Annotated in this window: 21 protein-coding genes; 2 read left to right on the top strand and 19 right to left on the bottom strand. The window is 38.9% G+C overall.

Annotated features, from left to right (window positions below; translation table 11 throughout):
- Positions 1-54: 54 nt before the first annotated feature.
- The 11 genes from AC3E7H_RS09415 to AC3E7H_RS09365 form a co-directional block, all read right to left on the bottom strand.
- Positions 55-1,386 (bottom strand): hemolysin family protein, encoded by a 1,332-nt coding sequence (locus AC3E7H_RS09415; RefSeq protein ID WP_485732050.1) that lies wholly within the window; start codon positions 1,384-1,386, stop codon positions 55-57.
- 252 nt (positions 1,387-1,638) lie between these two features.
- Positions 1,639-2,469 (bottom strand): DNA/RNA non-specific endonuclease, encoded by an 831-nt coding sequence (locus tag AC3E7H_RS09410; protein WP_490676458.1) that lies wholly within the window; start codon positions 2,467-2,469, stop codon positions 1,639-1,641.
- 46 nt (positions 2,470-2,515) lie between these two features.
- The gene (locus tag AC3E7H_RS09405; RefSeq protein ID WP_081478784.1) at positions 2,516-2,710 is read right to left on the bottom strand and encodes a DNA-directed RNA polymerase subunit beta; all 195 of its coding nucleotides are present in this window, start codon (positions 2,708-2,710) and stop codon (positions 2,516-2,518) included.
- Entirely contained in the window at positions 2,697-3,983 is a 1,287-nt protein-coding gene (gene murA / locus AC3E7H_RS09400) for a UDP-N-acetylglucosamine 1-carboxyvinyltransferase (protein ID WP_490676457.1), read from the bottom strand. Before murA ends, AC3E7H_RS09405 begins: the two co-directional genes overlap by 14 nt.
- 25 nt (positions 3,984-4,008) lie before the next feature.
- Positions 4,009-4,239, bottom strand: coding sequence for a DUF1146 family protein (locus AC3E7H_RS09395; RefSeq protein ID WP_485732055.1), 231 nt, complete (start codon positions 4,237-4,239; stop codon positions 4,009-4,011).
- 56 nt (positions 4,240-4,295) lie between these two features.
- Complete coding sequence (locus AC3E7H_RS09390; RefSeq protein ID WP_485732057.1) at positions 4,296-5,333, bottom strand: SepM family pheromone-processing serine protease; 1,038 nt, start codon at positions 5,331-5,333, stop codon at positions 4,296-4,298.
- Entirely contained in the window at positions 5,317-5,805 is a 489-nt protein-coding gene (coaD, locus tag AC3E7H_RS09385) for a pantetheine-phosphate adenylyltransferase (protein ID WP_248035169.1), read from the bottom strand. The genes AC3E7H_RS09390 and coaD overlap by 17 nt, the downstream gene beginning before the upstream one ends.
- Complete coding sequence (gene rsmD, locus AC3E7H_RS09380; RefSeq protein WP_075228307.1) at positions 5,795-6,334, bottom strand: 16S rRNA (guanine(966)-N(2))-methyltransferase RsmD; 540 nt, start codon at positions 6,332-6,334, stop codon at positions 5,795-5,797. The genes coaD and rsmD overlap by 11 nt, the downstream gene beginning before the upstream one ends.
- A 60-nt stretch (positions 6,335-6,394) precedes the next feature.
- Positions 6,395-7,387: an aspartate--ammonia ligase gene (gene asnA, locus AC3E7H_RS09375; RefSeq protein ID WP_000747986.1), complete on the bottom strand. Its 993-nt coding sequence runs from the start codon at positions 7,385-7,387 to the stop codon at positions 6,395-6,397.
- Positions 7,388-7,483: 96 nt separating this feature from the next.
- Positions 7,484-8,167, bottom strand: coding sequence for a Bax inhibitor-1/YccA family protein (locus tag AC3E7H_RS09370; RefSeq protein WP_075228308.1), 684 nt, complete (start codon positions 8,165-8,167; stop codon positions 7,484-7,486).
- A 53-nt stretch (positions 8,168-8,220) separates the two neighbouring features.
- Entirely contained in the window at positions 8,221-8,961 is a 741-nt protein-coding gene (locus AC3E7H_RS09365; protein WP_490676456.1) for a TrmH family RNA methyltransferase, read from the bottom strand.
- 33 nt (positions 8,962-8,994) lie between these two features.
- On the opposite strand from AC3E7H_RS09365, the gene AC3E7H_RS09360 reads away from it, so the two are divergent.
- Both AC3E7H_RS09360 and yidC read left to right on the top strand, forming a co-directional pair.
- Positions 8,995-9,273 carry an acylphosphatase gene (locus AC3E7H_RS09360; RefSeq protein ID WP_001174501.1) on the top strand — a complete coding sequence of 93 codons (279 nt, stop codon included), beginning with the start codon at positions 8,995-8,997 and terminating at the stop codon, positions 9,271-9,273.
- Between the two features lie 77 nt (positions 9,274-9,350).
- Positions 9,351-10,277, top strand: a complete 927-nt coding sequence (yidC, locus tag AC3E7H_RS09355; protein WP_490676455.1) for a membrane protein insertase YidC — start codon at positions 9,351-9,353, stop codon at positions 10,275-10,277.
- 141 nt (positions 10,278-10,418) lie between these two features.
- On the opposite strand, the gene AC3E7H_RS09350 is transcribed toward yidC, so the two are convergent.
- From AC3E7H_RS09350 to AC3E7H_RS09315, 8 genes are all read right to left on the bottom strand, one after another.
- Positions 10,419-11,510 (bottom strand): sensor histidine kinase, encoded by a 1,092-nt coding sequence (locus AC3E7H_RS09350; protein WP_070677010.1) that lies wholly within the window; start codon positions 11,508-11,510, stop codon positions 10,419-10,421.
- Positions 11,480-12,166 carry a response regulator transcription factor gene (locus tag AC3E7H_RS09345; protein ID WP_004251628.1) on the bottom strand — a complete coding sequence of 229 codons (687 nt, stop codon included), beginning with the start codon at positions 12,164-12,166 and terminating at the stop codon, positions 11,480-11,482. The genes AC3E7H_RS09350 and AC3E7H_RS09345 overlap by 31 nt, the downstream gene beginning before the upstream one ends.
- Positions 12,167-12,228: 62 nt before the next feature.
- On the bottom strand, positions 12,229-12,948 hold the full coding sequence (locus tag AC3E7H_RS09340) for an ABC transporter permease (protein ID WP_004251626.1): 720 nt from the start codon (positions 12,946-12,948) through the stop codon (positions 12,229-12,231).
- 1 nt (position 12,949) lies between these two features.
- A complete protein-coding gene (locus tag AC3E7H_RS09335) occupies positions 12,950-13,735 on the bottom strand; it encodes an ABC transporter permease (protein WP_004251625.1) in 786 nt (261 codons plus the stop codon).
- A gap of 1 nt (position 13,736) precedes the next feature.
- The gene (locus AC3E7H_RS09330) at positions 13,737-14,447 is read right to left on the bottom strand and encodes an ABC transporter ATP-binding protein (RefSeq protein WP_004251622.1); all 711 of its coding nucleotides are present in this window, start codon (positions 14,445-14,447) and stop codon (positions 13,737-13,739) included.
- Between the two features lie 198 nt (positions 14,448-14,645).
- Entirely contained in the window at positions 14,646-15,440 is a 795-nt protein-coding gene (gene pflA / locus AC3E7H_RS09325) for a pyruvate formate-lyase-activating protein (RefSeq protein ID WP_004251620.1), read from the bottom strand.
- Between the two features lie 132 nt (positions 15,441-15,572).
- Positions 15,573-16,826, bottom strand: a complete 1,254-nt coding sequence (locus tag AC3E7H_RS09320; RefSeq protein WP_004251617.1) for a diaminopimelate decarboxylase — start codon at positions 16,824-16,826, stop codon at positions 15,573-15,575.
- Between the two features lie 72 nt (positions 16,827-16,898).
- Positions 16,899-17,167, bottom strand: a 269-nt coding sequence (locus AC3E7H_RS09315; protein WP_490676454.1) for a phosphoribosyltransferase family protein, incomplete at its 5' end; no start/stop codon positions are given.

The raw sequence follows: 17,167 nt of genomic DNA, 5'->3' as shown, positions 1-17,167 counted from the left end.
TCTTTTTTACTACTAGAAAAGCTTTATCAGTTCTACTCTGATAAAGCTTTTGTTTTATTCTGTTTCTTCTTCTGATTCGAGTTCTTGGATTTGAACCTTAAGCTTGGTTACACGTCCATTTTTGACCTTATCATTGGTTAGAGTGATATGCTTATTGCTACTTTCTAACTCATAGCTAAGTTTTTCTGATGTTGGAATAGTTCCCACGCCAGTCAAATAGTAACCAGCGATCGTATCTACATCATCACTTTCAAGTTCAACATCAAAGTAGTCATTAAAGTCATTTAAATTCATTGTCCCTTGGACGATATAGGTATCTTCGCCAATTGTATAAACATAAACTTCAGCTCGGTCAGTTTCATCATCAATTTCACCAACAATCTCCTCAAGGAGATCCTCCAGCGTAACTAGACCAGCCATACCTCCATACTCATCCAGAAGGATAGCCATCTGTCTTTGAGTATTTCTAAACTCTTTTAATAAATCATCCACAAAAATAGTTTCAGGTACAAAGAGTGGATCTTGTAAGATTCGCCTCCAGACAATATTGTCAAACCCGCTGGCAAAGGCTTCTTTAAGGAGACTCTTAGTATGAATCAATCCAATAACATTGTCCTTATCTCCATCATAAACAGGAATCCGAGAAAAATTCTGTTTTAAGATACTTTGGATAATGGTTTGAGTGTCATCCTGAATATTTACCATGAAAGCATCGGTTCGAGGAACCATGACTTCACGTGCCATGAGCTCGTCTAGCGAGAAAATCCCTTGTAACATTTCAATTTCATCAGCATCCAAGGTTTCTTCACTCTTAGACAACATGTACTCAATCTCATCACGAGTCATTTTTTCATCTGCATCGTCAAATGTCATCGGTGTCAATTGACTCAAGAGATTAGTTGATGCTGAGAGCATCCAAACGAAGGGACTCACAATCTTACCAAGAGCAATAATAAACGGTACTGTTCGGATAGCCAAGGCATCCTTAAGATTTAGAGCAATTCGCTTAGGATAAAGCTCACCAAAAACAATAGAAATATAGGTCAAGAAAGCTAATGATAAGAAGCTAGCTACCGCATAGGCAGTTTCGCTATTTCCCATCCAAGAGGCGATCAACTCTCCAAGTGAATCTGCTAGTTTAGCCCCTGACAAGATCGTAATTAAGGTGATACCAACTTGAATGGTTGATAAAAAGTGATTGGGGTTTTCAAGTACCTTTAGTAAACGGATATAGCGTTTATCTCCCTCTTCAGCTTTTTGCTCAACACGTGAACGACTAAGTGAAACTATGGCCATTTCTGTTGCAGAGAAAAAGGCATTTAAAAAGGTCAAAACAACTAATAAAACAAATTGCAGTAACAAATCCTGACTGCTCGGGTCTTCCATTTTCCTTCTCCTAAAAAGTATAATTGAAACCATTATACCATATTTTCCAATTTTTACACATTAATTTTCAATTTCTATGATAAAGGGGCGCTGAATAGAGAGCCGCAATCCAAGTCTCGACGCCCTAGTTCAAGCCTTGTGAATCTTTAAAAAAGCTCTTTAAAATCAGAAAAGCAAAAAACAAGCAATCATTTCTACAGTTCATGACTAATAAAAAACGAGGTTGGGATTTTTCCTCAACCTCTTGATCAATTAGTTATTTTTTGTGACTGTGACTTCACCTGTTCGGTAATCTAACTGAATTCCCTTTTGGACATTTGGAATAACGACATTAAACTCCAATTCTCCGTCAGAGGACTTAGCTTCAATCTGCGATGCGGACGGAACCAAGTCTTTCTCAGACGCATAGAGCAACGTCACACGGTAACGCACTCGTTTGTTTTGATCTAGAGCTTTTCGAACAAGACTTTCATAGTAGTTTTGGCCTGTGGAATCTTCTGCACGCGCTTGGTTGGCCCAAGCTGTCTGTACGGCAATATTTTTAGGATTGCTGGTAGAAGCATCAAAGCCATCTAAGCCACCTATCAAGGCATAGCCTAACAAGTGTCCTCTATCAACTGCGTGATTATAGCTTCCTTTTAGGTTCTTAACCTGATGCCAACCCGCAGGCGTCCAAGATGTTGAACCATTGCCAGTTTCTTCACGGTCCTTGTACTGCCTTGTTGCTTTTGACATGATTGCATTCGCTACTGCGGGAACTGTCTCTCCTCCTACCGTTTTTGTCTTGTTATCTGCATAGGGTTTGCTTGAAACCTTAGCATCCAGATTGGTTTTATTGTTATTGACGATAAAGGCTCCTGCGCCATTCCATTCTAGATTGCCCTTGATTTGTTTTTTAACCGAATCGGTCAGTACACTTTCTGCCAGTTCTTGACTTGGAGTATCAGACGACTGTGATTTTTGTTTTACTTGTGTTTGTGGTGCAGTGTTGGAAGACTGCATTTGTTTAATATAGTAGCTTCCTGCTGACAAGAGCAAAAAGAGCAAGAGGCCAATTAGGGCCTGCCTTGTTTTTTTGTTCATATTTTCTCCTTCATTTCACTTCCTAGAAAAAGACTGGTCTCCCAGTCTATTTTCCTGTAAATTTTGCGATGAGTTCTTGCCATTTTGCTGGTGCTAAAATAGCCCAAGGATCTTGACCTTTTCCTAGAATACCATAGCCAATCATCAAACCAATAGCAAGAGCTAAGAATCCTAGTAGTAATACTACAATTACTAGGACAAAGCGACGTAAGACATATTTGGATCGTTTATTCATCTTCATCAGCTTCCACACTTACCCGTTCAATCTTAGCTCCTAACTGAGCTAATTTTTCATGAAAACGGTAGTAACCTCTATCTAAATGGACAAGCTTTCCTACAACTGTTTCGCCTTCAGCTACCAAGCCTGTCAAAATCAAGGCTGCACTGGCACGTAAGTCTGTCGATAGAACTTCTGCCCCTTGGAGAGGCTGTCCTCCGACGATACGGGCTGTATCACGGATGATTTCAGAGTGCAAGCCCATACGACGCATTTCCTCTAAATGTTGGAAACGATTCTCAAAGACTGTCTCTACCATGGTTGACTCACCTTGAGCAACAGTCATCAGAGCAGTGAACTGCGCTTGCATGTCTGTCGGAAATCCTGGATGTGGAAGTGTCTTAACGTGGACAGCCTTTAATTTTTCACGTTGAGAACGAATACGAATTCCTTCGTCCTCATCAATGACTTCAACACCCATTTCCTGTAATTTAGCAATCAAGGGACGATTGTGTTCCCAGATGGCATCTTGAATCAAGACATCTCCACCTGTAATGGCAGCTGCTACCATGAAGGTTCCTGCTTCAATACGGTCTTGCACAACATTGTGGGTCGCACCGTGTAGTTGCTCAACACCAGTAATCGTCACAGTTTCTGTTCCTGCACCTTTGACCTTGGCACCCATTTTATTTAGGAGAACAGGCAAGTCGACAATCTCAGGTTCACGCGCAGCATTTTCAATGACTGTAACGCCGTTAGCAAGAGTTGCTGCCATCATCAAGTTTTGAGTAGCACCTACACTTGGGAAGTCCATGTAAATGTGAGCTCCGTGCAAGCGTTCTGCCTTAGCTTCGATATATCCTGCCGTTTGAGTAATTTGAGCCCCCATCGCTTCGAGTCCCTTTAGGTGAAGGTCGATAGGGCGACTACCGATAGTACAGCCACCTGGCATCGAAACTTTAGCATGTCCTACACGAGCCAAGATTGGCCCCAATACTACAATTGAAGCACGCATCTTGCTGACATACTTATAGGGAGCTTCTTCGGTGATGTCTCCAGTAGCATCAACTTCAACAACATGTGCTTCTTGATCAAAGTCTACTTTCGCATTTAATCCACGAACCACCTGATTCATGGTAAAAACATCCGATAAAATAGGAACATTTTTTAAGACTGTTTTTCCTTCACTTGCTAAAATAGTTGCTGCAAGCAGTGGCAAAACTGCATTTTTTGCACCCTCGATGGTAACACTTCCAACCAAACGATTATCGCCACCTTGAACTACAATTTTTTCCATAGAGTATTTTCCTTCACTTACAATTTTAAAATAGCGTCCTAACTGCTTCTTGCCAAAGTTGGTAGAGGTTCAGAAAAAAGGAACTAACCAGATATCCTAAACCGATACTACACAATACTACCAAGAGTCGAACCTTCTTCGCATTATCCTTTGTCACCTTCAAAATTTGATCCCATCTGACCAAATCTTTTAAGAGCTGAAAGACTAGGTAGACAAAAAACATATGACTACTAAGGGTTAAAAACAATTGAATCATTTGCCTATTATACCATCTTCTTTTTTTCTATGCTAGTTTAGGGATTCGCCTACTGTTTAAGGATTGTTTTTCAAATAGTCAATCGCATCTTGGAGCGTTTTGACTGGAACGATTTTCATGTCTGTTTTAATCATCTGAGCTGCTTCTAGAGCTGTGTCATAGTTACTCTTGGCATTTGGATTTGCCTTTTTAGCTTCCTCAGTTACTGGATTGTTAGGAGCAAAGAATACAGTTGCTCCCTTTTTAGCTGCGGCCACAACCTTTTTATCAATTCCACCAATGTCACCTACGTTACCATCTCTATCGATACTTCCTGTACCCGCAATAATCCGTCCATTTCGAAGAGTAGGATCTGCAATTTGCGTGTAGATGGATAAACTAAACATCATCCCAGCACTAGGACCACCAATGCCTGCAGTTGAAAACTTGATTGGCACATCACTAGATACTTCTGTGCGGTCAATCAAACCGATTCCGATACCATTCTTCCCATTTTCTAGAGTAATGATCTTTCCTTCAGCAGTCTTAACTTTTCCATCCTCCTCATAAGTAACCTTAACCTGATCACCTAGAGTTTGAGAATTAACGTAGTCAACCATCTCCTTGGAACTCTCAAAAGTCTTATCATTCACAGCTGTCACGGTGTCAGCAATATTAAGAACTCCCTTGAAAGTCGAGTTATCTGTTACAGTCAAAACATAGACACCCAGATATTTGAGCTCTATTTCCTTACCCGCCGTCTTTAGGCCTTGATATTTGGCCATGTTTTGCGAAGTTTCCATATAAAACTGGTTGATTCGCATAAATTCCGCATCTGATGAACCACCAGTCATCTCTTTGGCACTATGTATGTCCGTAAAAGGTGTTAGCCAAGCATAGACTAAGTCAACCACTCTAGCATGCTTAACTCCAACTGTTACAAATTGGTAGGAACCTTCCTCTTGGTCAGGTTGGTTATTAACTTGTAAGACCTTTCGAATATCTTCAGACGTTCCTGGCACCTCGATATAATAAGGCAGGGGCACCGTAAAAGCGATAAAAGTGATAATGAGCCCAATAATGAGATATAAGGGCCATCTAGTTTTTTTCTTCATTGTTTAACTCCTCTAGGACAGCATTTGGTACATACCCGCTGATATCTTGACCAAATTTCAATAGTTCTCTCACAGCCGAAGAGCTGATGTATACATGCTCTGGGCGACTGTGGAGGTAGATTGTCTCCATTTCTCCCGCTAGTTGATGGTTGTAAAAATCAAAACTAGCTTCATACTGAAGATCTGTAGCATTACGCAAGCCACGCACCAAGACCTCTGCACCTAATTTTCTAGCAACATCAACGACTAATTCATCGTGAGAAGCTATGACTTTGACATTATTCAGATGGGCCACTGCTTTTTCAACAGTTTTCTTTCGGCTCTCTATCGCCAAAAATCCTGTTTTATGAGGATTATAAAAAATTCCCACATACAATTGATCAAAGAGCTTACTTGCACGCTCAATGAGATCCAAATGTCCATTGGTCATCGGATCAAAAGAACCTGTAAATAGCCCAATCTTATCTGACATAAACCGTCACCTTACTAATCCCATATATTTTTTCCTTCCAGATGCCCAAACAGGCGATTTCTTCTGGAAGTTCTACTGATTTATCGGTCTCACATATCACCATGACATCTTCTGAAAAAAGATTTCTCTCTGCCATTTTTTCAATATCTGACACGATTTGCTCCTTGGCATAGGGAGGGTCCAAAAAAATAAGATCAAAGACACCATCAACCTGTTCTAATGCACGACTGGATTCCATTTTCAACAATTGAAATTTAGAGGTTTCCTTAGTCATTCGGATATTTTCTGCGACTATATTCTGGGCTCGACGATCCTTCTCAACCAGTACTGCACTGGACATCCCTCTTGAGACTGCTTCGATGGATAGACCACCACTGCCAGCATAAAGATCTAGCACACGCCCACCTTCAAAGTAGGGACCAATCATATTAAAAATAGCGCCCCTAACCTTATCTGATGTTGGCCTTGTCGTTTTACCGTCCAGCGTCTTTAACGGACGCCCTCCGTAGATTCCTGATACGATTTTCATACCGTATATTATACCAAATTCTTATCAAAAAAAGAAAATCGAACCTTACGGCTCGATTGATTAAAGAATATTTTCGTAGGTGTCTCTCACTTCTTGAGGCCAAACACTGGTTTGGACTTCACCGATGTGCTTCTTACGAAGCAGGAACATAGCCATACGAGATTGGCCAATTCCTCCACCAATTGTCAATGGGAAGAGTCCATTTAGGAGAGCCTTATGCCATTCTAAAGTTAGACGGTCTTCGTCTCCTGTAATGGCTACTTGGCGACGGAGGGTATCTTCATCGACACGAATGCCCATTGAAGACAATTCAAAGGCTGCACCCAAGTTATCATTCCAAACAAGGATGTCTCCATTCAAGCCATGATAGCCATTTTCAGACTCAGTTGTCCAGTCATCATAGTCTGGTGCACGTCCGTCATGAGGTTTTCCATCTGACAATTCTCCACCGATACCAATTAGGAAGACCGCACCGAACTCCTTACAGATAGCATTTTCACGTTCTTTTGGTGTCAAGTCTGGGTAGCGTTCGACCAACTCTTCTGTATGGATAAAGGTAATTTGCTTAGGCAAAATTGACTCAATATCATAGCGTGCTTCTACTGCTAACTCTGTTAAACGAATAGCCTTATAAATCTTTTCAACTGTTTCTTTGAGATAGGCTAGATTGCGTTGCCCATTAGGAATGACCTTTTCCCAGTCCCACTGGTCAACATAGACAGAGTGAGTCGCATCTAGCGAATCTTCGTCTGGGCGAAGGGCCTTCATGTGAACAAAGAGGCCTTCACCCTCGCCAAAACCAAAACGAGCCAAGGTATGGCGTTTCCACTTAGCAAGGGAATGCACCACTTCATAGGTTTCATCTGGGATTTGCAAAACCTTAACAGAAACTGGATGTTCAATCCCTGAAAGGTTATCCTGCATCCCATCCCCAACCTTACTCAAGATTGGTCCTTGCACTTCTACAACTTCTAATTTATCTTTCAAATACTGGGTAAAGGTATTTTTTACAAAGGAAATTTCTTCCTGTTGATGGATAAAACTTTTCTTCATACATCTCTCCTTTTAAATAATAAAATGATTATACCCTTTTGCCAGTAAAAATAAAAGTAAAAATTAAAAAAAGAGCTCATTTGAGCTCTAAAAGTATTAATCGTCACTTCCAAAGATACGCAAGAAGCTAAGGAAGAGGTTGATAAAGTCAAGGTAGAGGCTAAGTGCCAAAGAAATTGCCCAACCTGTAGCGACTTGACCATTTGATTCTTCATAAACATAGCGAATCTTTTGGTTATCCCAAGCAATCAAACCTGCAAAAACAAGAACCATGACAATACTGATAATGTAATCGAATAGACCACTGTTTAAGAATACATTAACAATCATAGCCAAGATGAGACCTACCAAGGCTCCAATCAAAGCACGTCCGATACCACTCAAGTCCTTTTTAATCACAACTCCAATAATAGCCATGACAAAGAAGAGAGCTGCGCTGGAAATAAAGGCCGTTAGAACCGTTCCTGGTAGATAGAGCGACACGATGAAACTCAGTGAAAAACCGTTCACTACTGAATAGATGAGAAACATCGGAAGAGCTGCTGGGCTATTTTTATAAGCCATATTACTGGCTGCAATGACAAGAGCAACTTCAACTACTCCTGTCACAATTAGCCATATGCGGGCGTTAAGCATCAACTGAACAAGAAGGTCTTGGAAGGTTGTTAACATTAAGGCTGAAACAAGTGCAGATAAGGCGATCCCAATCCCTACAAAAGCATAGACTTTTGCATAAAATTGATTCAAGCCAGAACGTTCTTGAATAATTGTTTGATTCATATCTTTTTCTCCTTATGAAATCTTTTTACTGATTATAACAAAAATAAACTATTTTAACTCAAATAAAACATGAGTATGCCTGCAGCAATGGCGACATTTAGACTTTCTGCCTGCCCTTTCATGCTGATGTGGACCAATTGATCTGCCTGGTCTGTCATGAATTGACTAATGCCTTGACCTTCATTCCCCATGACCAAGGCAAAATCTTCTAGGCAAGCCAGTTCACGATAATCTTTAGATTTTTGGGACAAAGTAGTTGCCAGAATTGGTAAATTGCCCTTTTTAGCCTCTTCTACAAATGTTTCAACAGGCATGCGATAAATCGGCAAATGGAAATGACTGCCTTGCATGGAGCGAAGCGTTTTGAGGCTATAGATATCTGCTGACTTGCTGGAAACGATGACTCCAGAAAAACCTGCTGCATCTGCCGTCCGAATCATGGTCCCAACATTTCCAGGATCCTGCACATCTTCTAAAAAGAGATACTTTCCTTGTCTCAAATCTGGTAACTGCTCATCCTCCTTTTGAACAATGGCAACAATACCCTGAGGAGTTTGAGAATCTGCTAAATCGAGCAAGATTTCTTCTGTCACAAGGACAGTCTGAGGATAGTCTACTAATTTTTCACCATACTCTGCGAGAGCAAAAATTTTCTCAATCTTTGCACCAGCCTGAATAGCTTCTTCAAACAGATGCCATCCCTCAATTAAATAAGAAGATTTGCGATATTTTTTTTGATGCAATTTCTTGGCATTTTTCACCACAGAATTGGCTTTAGAGGTTATAATAGTCATAGAAATATTATAACACAATCAAGGAGGTTTGGTATGCAAAAGGTCAAAATGATTGCACAGGGACGCGTTCAGGGAGTGGGCTTTCGTTGGGGCGTCTATACCCTTGCTCTCGAACTAGGCGGAATCACGGGTCGTGTCTGGAATAACGATGACGGAACCGTTGAAATCCTTGCCCAAGCAGAGTCTTCAGCCATCATGGCTAAATTTATCCAAGAGATCCGAAAAGGCCCTACCCCATTCTCTAAAGTAACCTATCTCGACGTCCAATTAAGCAACTTTCCTTCCTATTCCGACTTCAAAGTCGCAAATTAGGTCTCTAGAACTATTGTATATTTTCCAAAAAAACAGTAGAATAGAAAGGTATAATTTTTAAAGAAGGAATAAAAACAGTGAAATCAATTAAACGAATCGCTCTCTCAGTCATGGGAGTGGCTATGCTATTAGTCTTGACAGGTTGTGTCCAGGTTGATAAAGCAACAGGTAAGCCAATTGGTCCCGTTTGGGATTTCTTAGGTGCTCCGATGGGAGAAGCTATCAAATACTTCGCTAATGACCAAGGTCTCGGTTTCGGTGTTGGGATCATCATCGTAACCATTATCGTTCGCTTGATTATCCTCCCACTTGGTATCTACCAATCATGGAAGGCGACCCTTCACTCTGAGAAGATGAATGCTCTCAAGCACGTCCTTGAACCACATCAGACTCGCCTGAAAGAAGCAACGACACAAGAAGAAAAATTAGAAGCTCAACAAGCTCTCTTTGCTGCTCAAAAAGAGCACGGCATCAGCATGTTTGGCGGCGTGGGATGTTTCCCTATCCTCATTCAAATGCCTTTCTTCTCTGCTATCTACTTTGCTGCCCAACATACTGAAGGAGTTGCCCAAGCAAGCTACCTAGGAATTCCTCTAGGCTCACCTAGTATGATTTTGGTTGCCTTTGCTGGTATCCTTTACTATCTTCAATCACTCCTTTCTTTACATGGAGTTGAGGATGAAACTCAAAGAGAACAAATCAAGAAGATGCTCTATATGAGCCCTCTCATGATTGTCGTGTTCTCTGTCTTCTCACCAGCCAGTGTTACACTTTACTGGGTTGTCGGTGGTTTCATGATGATCCTTCAACAATTCATCGTCAACTACATCATTCGTCCAAAACTTCGTAAAAAAGTACGCGAAGAATATGCCAAGAACCCACCACAAGCAAGCAAAACTTCAGCTACTCGTAAAGATGTAACTCCTGAATCAGCTGCAGTTATCTCAACTTCTGCTAAGAAGAAAAATAAAAAACGCAATTCTGGAAAACAACATTCTAGATAAAGCTACGTGTGCTATCCAATAATTAAAAAAACGAATGAATGACAATTAGTTTTCATGAACTAGGTATCATTCATTCGTTTTTATTATCTACTTTCACATCTTAATTTATTTAAATCCTATGACAACAAATTAGTAAGTAAATCACTTTGATTTAATACAATTAAGAGCCATTAAAACTTCTGCTCCCTCGTCTCTATTTCTAAGCTCAACTCGGCCTTTGTGCAGTTTTGCAACTCTACATACAAAACTAAGTCCAATACCAAAATGTTGCTCTTTAACCGTTCTAGCTTTATCCATACGATAAAAGAGCTTCCCAAAATTAGTTAAAACTTCATCTGGAAATTCAGAGCCATTATTCCATATCCCTATTTTCAATTCCTTCCCCTCTTGCTCTACCCTAATTTTAATTTTAGGATTCTGTTTATCTGCATACTCCAAAGCATTTGTTAAAATATTTTGTATTGCACGAATCAGAAGAGATGGATTTATATAATAGCTTTCAGTTCCTTTCAAATTTTGTTCAAAAGAAAACTTCATCTGATTTTTTATCAAAAAAGAGACTTCTTTCTCTAATTCATTGATAAAATCTGAAGAAGAATACTCCGTCCAACCTGTCTCATCATCATAGTAAGTTTTAGAATAATGAATCAACTGATTAAAATAATCAAGCAAGCGTTGACTAGCATGAACTATATCCGCTAAACATTCTTTAGACTGCTCATCTTTAGTGGAAATGTGCAAAAATTCTGCATTCCCTTTGATGATAGTTAGAGGTGTCTTTAAATCATGAGAAGCTGCTGAAACCTGAAACATCAAATCTTCTTTCTGTTGCTTCTCATCATCTAATAGCTGTCGAATACGATTTTGCATCACAATAATGCGATTACCAGTCTCACGAAACTCCTTAACCGTTAATCTTTCTGTACATTCGCTTTCAAGCCACATACTATTTTCATAAATCAAATTCATTTCATAACTTAGTTTTTTCAACAATTTACCAATGTGATAACTTATTAGAATAATCAATAAAACACAAATATATATCCATGATGACACATTAAAAAAAATTGATTGAACATCATTATTTTTAAGAGGCTTCCCATCTTCATTTATTTGTATAGATACTGAAGCTAAGGGAATAAGATAGGCCATTAGTAAGCCAAGACTAAACTGCCAAATAATTCTCCAGCAGGTTTCTCGAATTAATTGTCTAAAACTTTTGATTCTACCCATTGATATCCTCCACCGTACAAGGTTTTAATTGGATTTAATTGATAAGGTTTCAGCTTTTGACGAATTTGATAAATGTACTCTGAAACCGAACGTAAAAGAGCTTCTGAACTTTGTGGATATAAATAATTATAGATTTCCTCTATAGAATATATTTTACTTGGGTTACTTGCTAAAAGATTCACTATATCAAATTCCCTCCTTGTCAAGGCAATCTTATCTTCGTTTACAAATAGTTCCTTACTATCCGTATATAGTATAAGCTTCCCAATCTTTATTTGATGAACATTTCCTTTAGTCCGTTCTTCACGACGTAAGTGCATTTTAACACGTGCTAAAAGCTCTGGCATACTAAAGGGCTTGATAATATAATCATCAGCTCCTGCATTGATTCCAGCCACCAAATCTTCATCCATATCCTTAGCAGTTATAAAACAGATAGGAACAGATATCTGCTCGCGAATCATCTGACAGACTTCTAAACCACTAACAGGCATCATAATATCTAATAAAATCAAGTCAAATCCTGTAAAATCACAAAGATCAATCTCTTCTATGTTATCTCGTATGACTACTTCATACTTTTCATACTCTAGTACCTTCTTTATTAGGCGAAGAATAGCAAGATCATCATCTACAACTAAAATTTTATAAGCCATAACTCACGCTCCTAAGTTATATTATATCATTAACTGAGAAAAAGACAGGATAGCCCCTGTCTTTAGCGTACATTTCTTCCTATAAGTATCAGTGTAGCAACTACAAAAACAATTAATAACCAAACTATTTGTATCCCCAGACCTTGCCAAACTGGGTAATAAAGTGATAAAGGATGGATATAGTAACAGTTCATACTAGCTAGTAATGGTAAATTTCTAAAAAAAGAACTGAATTGTAGTAGCATTTGTCCCAAGCCCAATAAAAGAGATAAACTTATTCCCAAAATTAAGGTAAAAGATCGGAAAATAAATACAAAAATACCACTTAAAAGAGAGAAGGTTAAAATAGAAATACAAACTGGAAATAGGATTGTTAGAACATTTTTAATATTGCTCAAAAGATTGATATTGTAGTATCCTTGGGCAATTAGTATACATACTGATATTAAAGCTAGCAATAATACAATTTCCACACATAACACAATAGCTAGTTTACATATTATAAATTTTAAACGATTTGGACATGTAAGAAAACTTGTACGAAGGCTAGAACCTGTAAATTCTTGACCTATAAATAGTATAGCTAGACTAATAAAACCTGCCTGTCCTAAATAGAGACTTTGCAGTAGCTGTTCCAAAACAAAGTGTAGGGTCAACTGATCTGGTTTACTATTTAAAAAAATAACCATCGGCGGAACACAAAGTAATAGAGCACCTATAATCAACCAATGCCAAGGATTCATAATAAACTTGAGATACTCACTTTTAAATTGCTCTTTCAACTCATTCCCCTCCTCCAACATCTGACTTAAGTAACCGGTAAATTGCCAAAACCAAGAATGACAAATTCCAACAAAGTAAAAGCAAAATATTTTGTAAACTATTCTGTTCTAACATTTGAGGAGATGTAGCAATCAGTCCATAGCTCAATGAAACTGGAAGAAATTTCGCAATTGATATATGATCGGCTAAGAATGTTCCTAAATTGTAGACTTGAGGAAGCAAAAACAATAGGGGAACAAGGGCTTTTTTAAATGTTAAAGCCAGAATATAGGCTAAAAGCCCCAACAACGTCCAAGCTATACTGTCCAAAAACATATAGAACCAAACTGTCCCATTTAGTGAAAAAAGTAATAAACCATCTTGTCCTAAAACATAATGTGTCATGTTAATCGTCAGAAATATTGATAGGAAGGAAATGACAAAAGAAAATACCAGCCAAACTAATGTTTTTGAAACTAGGAAAGTACTTCTACTCGTATTAGAAAGGAGGCTTGTGCGAATAGCAGAGCCTTTATACTCTTCAGCTCCGTAGATTGAGCCTAAGATAATCATAAAAAAAACGCCAACTAAAGTAACATCAAAACCTAAAAATTCAATAGGGGGAATAGCTTCTACTAACTCTGGGGTTGTCTCTGGGGTAGCATGGATACCAACTGAAACAATTTGAGATGCACCAATATTTGCTAAAAACGTTTGAAATACTAGTATCAAGAATAGTACAACATGAGTAGCTCTCTTATAAAGTAATTTCAATATTTCAGAATGAAGAGAGTAAATAAGTGCCATGTCACTTTCCTCCCTCTGTTAATCTAAAGAAGACTTCCTCCAGTGAAGAAAGATTTTTCATCACTTCTTGTAAAGTCCCTTTTATAAGAACTTTGCCTTTATTTATGATGACCACATCATCTGTCACTGCTTCCACTTCCGATAATATATGAGATGATAGCAAGACGGTCTTTCCTTCTTGAGCTTGTTTTTTTATAAACTCTCTAAACCACCGAATTCCTCTTGGATCCAACCCATTTGTCGGTTCATCCAATATCAAATACTGAGGATCCCCTAATAGAGCTGTTGCAATTCCCAAGCGTTGTCCTTCTCCTAATGATAATTTTCCTATTTTAGATTTTTTCTTATGGCTAATATCCACCATATCCAAGACTTGCTCAATTCGCTGGCTGGATATTCCATTACTAGCAGCAACAATTTTCAAATGTTGATAAACAGTCCGATCATCAGGAGCTCCGACACTGTCAAATGAAGCTCCTACAGTCTTTAGAGGAAATTTTAATTCCTTATAAGTTTGATTTCCAATTTTGGTAAGACCAGATGTTGCTTTGTCTAATCCTAATAAGATACGTAAGGTTGAACTTTTACCAGCTCCATTTGGACCAAGGAAAGCAGTCACTCTACCTGCTTTTGCTTCAAAAGAAATATCTTTTAAAATTTGAGTGTGACCATATGACTTACATAGATTTTTAATGGTAATACTTTGTTCCATAGATGTCTCCTGTTCAATTTTTTGTTTTATCGTTTTAAACAAGTATATATTAACCAATAATTTTCGGATTTTTCTCAGAATTTTAAATCTTTATAAAATCTGTATTGTCATATAAATCATAAAAATTTTGTTTAATTTAATCTTATTTGTATTTATTTGTGTAAACTTAAAAGCCCGATGTTTCCATCAGGCTTCTTTTTATCCATGTACACGTTTCATGTAATCTTGATAGCTTTCTGTATCCATCAATTCCTTAGCGTTCTTCACACGATCTGCTGTTGGAGGTTTAACCCCTTCAAGTGAATACGGAATCCCAAGTTCACGCCATTTGAATTCTCCCATAGTGTGGTAGGGTAGGATTTCAAACTTATCAACGTTTTTAAGAGTTTTTACGAACTTCCCAAGTTCAATCAAATCTTCATCACGGTCTGTCAATCCAGGCACAAGAACGTGACGAATCCAAACAGGTTTCCCAATATCTGACAAGTACTGAGCACAAGCCAAGATGTTTTTATTGGTTTGACTGGTTACAATCTTGTGTTGTGCTTCGTTGATTTCCTTGATATCAAGAAGAACCAAGTCTGTCACGGCCATTAGTTTGTTGAATTTCTCTAAATAACGTGGTTTATTACGGAATGGAAGGGCACAAGTATCCAAGGTACAGTGGATTCCTTTTTCTTTTGCTTTTGTAAAGAGAGCAATCAAGAAATCAATCTGCAAGAGAGCTTCTCCTCCACTGACTGTGATACCTCCCTTGTCTCCCCAGAAACCACGATAACGAAGCGCTTCTTCTAGAACATCATCTACTGTTCGTACACGAGATTTATTGGTTTCCATCGCCCATGTGTCAGGGTTATGGCAATACTGGCAACGCATCTGACAGCCCTGCAAAAAGACAATGAAACGAATTCCAGGGCCATCTACCGCCCCAAAACTCTCTGTCGAATGCACCATTCCTGTCACTTGTCCATAGTCAATTGTTTCTTCAGACATCACGTCACCTTCCTTGAAACCGTTTTATAGCTTTATTATATCATGCCTGAAAAGAAAAACCACAGATTTTGTCTATTTTTTAGAAAACAAACTGTTTTTCACTTTCAACTTTCATGATTTTCAAAAATTCTTCTAATCCTTGTCAAAGTCGAATCCATAGAGAGTCGCAAAATAGTCCTCAGGTCGCTCTGCTCTGCGGATTAGTCGTGCACCACCGTCCTCTGTGTAGAGAATCTCTGCTGAACGAAGTTTCGCATTGTACTGGTAACCCATAGAGAATCCATGCGCACCTGTATCATGAATGACTAACAGATCACCAATTTCTGTTTGAGGTAGTTCACGATTAACTGCAAACTTGTCGTTGTTTTCACAAAGTGAACCAACAACATCAACGACTTCCGTCTGACCGTCAGGATTCATCATATTGGTGATGTGGTGATAGGCTCCATACATAGCCGGTCTCATAAGATTGACAGCTGATGCATCTACTCCGAGATAAGTTCGGTAGGTTTTCTTTTTATGGGTTACTTTAGTCACTAGAATTCCATGAGGCGCTAACATAAAGCGACCTAGTTCTGTAAAAATCTTAACTTGACCGAGACTTGCTGGCGTAAGAACTTCTTCATAAACCTGACGAACCCCCTCACCAATTAAAGCAATATCATTTGGCTCCTGGTCCGGACGATAGTTGACCCCGATTCCTCCCGAAAGATTGATGAAGTCCAGCGAAATACCTAACTTTTCCTTGATTTCTACAGCCAGTTCAAAAAGCTGGCGCGCCAATTCTGGATAATAGAGATGAGTCACAGTATTAGAAGCTAGGAAGGAATGAATCCCAAAAGTTTTTGCTCCCTTTTCTTTCAAGATAGCAAAGGCTTCAAAGAGCTGTTCCTTAGTCATCCCGAACTTAGCTTCACCAGGATTATCCATAATATCCGTTCCGAGTTCAAATACGCCACCGGGATTGTAACGGCAAGAGATGATCTCAGGAATCCCCGCAGCGCGCTCTAAATGGTCGATATCTTCAAAGGCATCCAAGTTGATAGTCGCCCCTAATTCACGGGCATAAGCGTACTCCTGGTCTGGTGTATTGTTAGATGAAAACATCATCTCCGCCCCTGTAAACCCAAGCTTATGACTCATCAAGAGTTCTACATAACTAGAACAATCCACTCCACATCCTTCTTCTTGCAAAATCTTCAAGATAGCTGGAGTTGGGGTTGCCTTAACTGCGAAGTATTCTTTAAAGCCTTTATTCCAAGAGAAAGCCTCATTAACTGCGCGTGCTTTCTCGCGAATACCTTTTTCATCGTAGAGATGGAATGGAGTTGGAAACTCTTCAACAATCTTTTCTAAGTCTTCACGTTTAATAAATGGCGTCTTCATAGGGCTCCTTCATATTCATTATCAAAGAAAGGCTGGGACGAAAGTTCCAACCTTTAAGCATCTTATTCTCTCTTATTTTTCTGTTTCGAAGATGTTCCCAACTTCAACTTCAATTTGTTGGTTCTTCACATCAATATTGGTAACTTTTAAGAGCGATTTATAGTCGAACTGCTGTTCACGATCTTCCTGCGCATTATCAGCAAAGACAGCTACACCAGCTAGCTCAGAATCAAACTCTGTTAAAAGGCTAATCATACCGTTAATCGTTCCTCCGCCTTTCAAGAAGTCATCAACAATCAAGACACGACTTCCTGCTTTAAGGCTACGTTTTGAAAGGAACA

The sequence above is a fragment of the Streptococcus sp. SCPM-O-B-15304 (M98) genome, from assembly GCF_058200215.1.
The sequence above is the reverse complement of the archived record's forward strand: the minus strand, read 5'-3'. Positions and strand labels throughout refer to the sequence as shown.